1 protein-coding gene and 2 pseudogenes are annotated in these 2,988 nt (G+C 73.4%); 2 read left to right on the forward strand and 1 reads right to left on the reverse strand.

Features of this window, described 5'->3' with window-relative positions:
- A pseudogene (locus ACFWN1_RS32575) lies at positions 1–1,056 on the reverse strand (ATP-binding protein); the annotation flags it as partial.
- Positions 1,057–1,303: 247 nt separating this feature from the next.
- On the opposite strand from ACFWN1_RS32575, the gene gabT reads away from it, so the two are divergent.
- Positions 1,304–2,638, forward strand: coding sequence for a 4-aminobutyrate--2-oxoglutarate transaminase (gene gabT / locus ACFWN1_RS32580; protein ID WP_384370148.1), 1,335 nt, complete (start codon positions 1,304–1,306; stop codon positions 2,636–2,638).
- A 142-nt stretch (positions 2,639–2,780) separates the two neighbouring features.
- Positions 2,781–2,988, forward strand: a pseudogene (locus ACFWN1_RS32585) (phosphoesterase); the annotation flags it as partial.

A 2,988-nucleotide genomic window follows, 5' to 3' on the forward strand; every position in this document is an offset into this window, starting at 1 on the left:
CGCCCCGGCCGCCCCCAGCCCCGCCCCGGCCGCCCCGAGGGTGACCACGGCGGCGCGGCCGGCGAGGGCGTGCAGGCAGAGGGACTCAGCGAGCGGCCGGACGAGGCTGCCGGTCTTGCCGGAGCCGGCCGGGCCGACCGCGACCAGGGAGGTGCCGAGCAGGTCGGTGCCGAGGGCGAGTCCGGCGCCCCGGTACCGGTAGGGGTTGCGCGGGTCGTCGGCGGCCGTGCCGAGCCGGACCTGGCCGGTGAGCAGGTCGTGCCGGGCGTGCCGGGCGGGCAGGTCGCGGTCCCCGGAGGGGTGCGGGCAGGCGGCGGAGCCGTCGCGCAGGACGGCGCCGGTGAACGCGGCCGGTGTGTTCACGCCGGAGCGCACGCCCTGCCAGGCGCGGCCGATCCGGGCGTGGTCGACGTCCCGCATCAGCCCGCCGCGCGCCTCGGCGGCAAGCCGGTCGGCCGCCTCGTGGGCGCCATGGGCGCGCAGCTCGGGCCAGTCGGCGGGGTCCTCGCCGGGCGGGGGCGGCGGTGGCTCGGCGGGGGTGGCGGTCCTGAGCCAGGCGGGGGGTCCGAAGCGCCGCCAGACCTCGCCCCAGCGCCCGATCCGGGCGACGACGAAGAGGATGGCGAGAGCGATGAGGGTGTAGTACGAGTACCAGAGGACGGCGTTGCCGACGCGGTCGTTGCCCTCGCGCCAGGAGTCCGGGGTGAACAGCTCCAGCGGCAGCACCCACCAGCCGCCCAGGTAGCCGTTCCACAGCAGGGACCACACCAGCCAGCCGACCAGGAACGCGATCACGGCCCCGCTGAGCAGTTGCCGGCCCGGGGTCAGCTCGGGCTCCGTCTCCGGCCGGGGCCGGTGCCCGAGCCGCCAGACGCCGGGCGGGGTGGCGGGCCGGGAGGCGCGCAGCCAGGCGAGGAAGGCCGAGCCGTCCGGGCGGGGCGGCGCTCCGGGTGGCATCGTGGGCAGGGGCGGCGGGAACCCTTCCGGGGGCCGCGTCGGGCGCGGCACCGGACCCGTCTGGGTGGCCCGCGTGTCCCGCATACCTTCGCTGTCCATCGCCCTGCCCCCTGACCAGCCGGTCCGTCACCGTCAGCGAGTCAATCTAACGCCCCCGCAAGGGGAGTTCACCGTTTACGCGGCCGACGTCCGGTGTCCGGCCGCGCCGGGGACCCGGCCCGCCATGTCCACCACGGACAACGGGCCGTGCCGACAACGCCCACATGGAGCATGCCCACCCCACGGCACCCGTCTTAGCCTGCGGGAAAACAAGGCAAGCGTCCGTAATACCCCCCAGGAGCCCCGCATGACCGCACTTCCGCAGGAGCGCCGCGTCGTCACCGCCATTCCCGGCCCGAAGTCGCAGGAGCTTCAGGCCCGCCGCACCGCGGTCGTCGCCCAGGGCGTGGGCTCCACGCTGCCGGTCTTCGTCACGCGCGCGGGCGGCGGTGTCATCGAGGACGTCGACGGCAACAGCCTGATCGACTTCGGCTCCGGCATCGCCGTGACCTCGGTGGGCGCCTCCGCCGAGGCCGTGGTGCGCCGCGCGAGCGCCCAGCTCGCCGACTTCACCCACACCTGTTTCATGGTCACCCCCTACGAGGGCTACGTGGCGGTCGCCGAGGCCCTCGCGGAGCTGACCCCGGGTGACCACGCGAAGAAGTCGGCGCTGTTCAACTCGGGCGCCGAGGCGGTCGAGAACGCGGTGAAGATCGCCCGCGCCCACACCAAGCGCCAGGCCGTCGTGGTGTTCGACCACGGCTACCACGGCCGTACCAACCTCACGATGGCGCTGACGGCGAAGAACATGCCGTACAAGAACGGCTTCGGCCCGTTCGCGCCCGAGGTGTACCGGGTGCCGGTGGCCTACGGCTACCGCTGGCCCACCGGCCCGGAGAACGCGGGTCCGGAGGCCGCCAGGCAGGCGATCGACCAGATCACCAAGCAGGTCGGCGCGGACAACGTGGCCGCGATCATCATCGAGCCGGTGCTCGGTGAGGGCGGCTTCATCGAGCCGGCCAAGGGCTTCCTGCCGGAGATCGTGAAGTTCGCCAACGACAACGGCATCGTCTTCGTCGCCGACGAGATCCAGTCCGGCTTCTGCCGCACCGGCCAGTGGTTCGCGTGCGAGGACGAGGGCATCGTCCCGGACCTGATCACCACGGCCAAGGGCATCGCGGGCGGTCTGCCGCTCGCCGCCGTCACAGGCCGCGCCGAGATCATGGACGCCGCGCACGCGGGCGGCCTCGGCGGCACCTACGGCGGCAACCCGGTGGCCTGCGCCGCCGCGCTCGGCGCCATCGAGACGATGAAGGAGCAGGACCTCAACGGCAGGGCCAGGCACATCGAGGAGGTCATGAAGGGCCGCCTGGCCGCCATGGCCGAGAAGTTCGACATCATCGGTGACATCCGGGGCCGGGGCGCGATGATCGCCATCGAGCTGGTCAAGGACCGCGACACCAAGGAGCCGCACGCCGAGGCGGCCGGCGCGCTGGCCAAGGCGTGCCACCAGGAGGGCCTGGTGGTCCTGACCTGCGGCACCTACGGCAACGTGCTGCGCTTCCTGCCCCCGCTGGTCATCGGCGAGGACCTGCTGAACGAGGGCCTGGACATCATCGAGCAGGCTTTCTCGCGCATCTGAGCGAGGGGACCGCTCGTTCAGCGAGTGGTCCGTACCTCTGGCGGACGACTGCGGCAGGCCGTGTGAAGAACGTGTGCGAGGTGGATGCAGGGACGCGATTGCGTCTGTCCGACCGCCTCCGCCTGCCGTAGGTTCGGTCCCGATGAGAGATACACCCCGCCCGCAGGGGACTGCGGGTGAGTACAGGCCGGGGGCTCCCCAGCTTCGGCCTGGTCGTGCCCTCGCGCACACAGCCGGAGCCTGAGGGCTCCGGGATCTCCACACCGATCGGACGGTCGCCGCCCCAAACCCCCCGGGGCGCGCGACATCCCGATCCGGTCGGCCGCCCCGGAACCACCCCCCCCTGTTCC

The organism is Streptomyces sp. NPDC058459 (assembly GCF_042721685.1).
GTDB lineage: Bacteria > Actinomycetota > Actinomycetes > Streptomycetales > Streptomycetaceae > Streptomyces.

Coding starts and splice junctions, on each gene's coding strand:
- gabT (WP_384370148.1), top strand. CDS start 1,304: ATGACCGCACTTCCGCAGGAGCGCCGCGTCGTCACCGCCATTCCCGGC.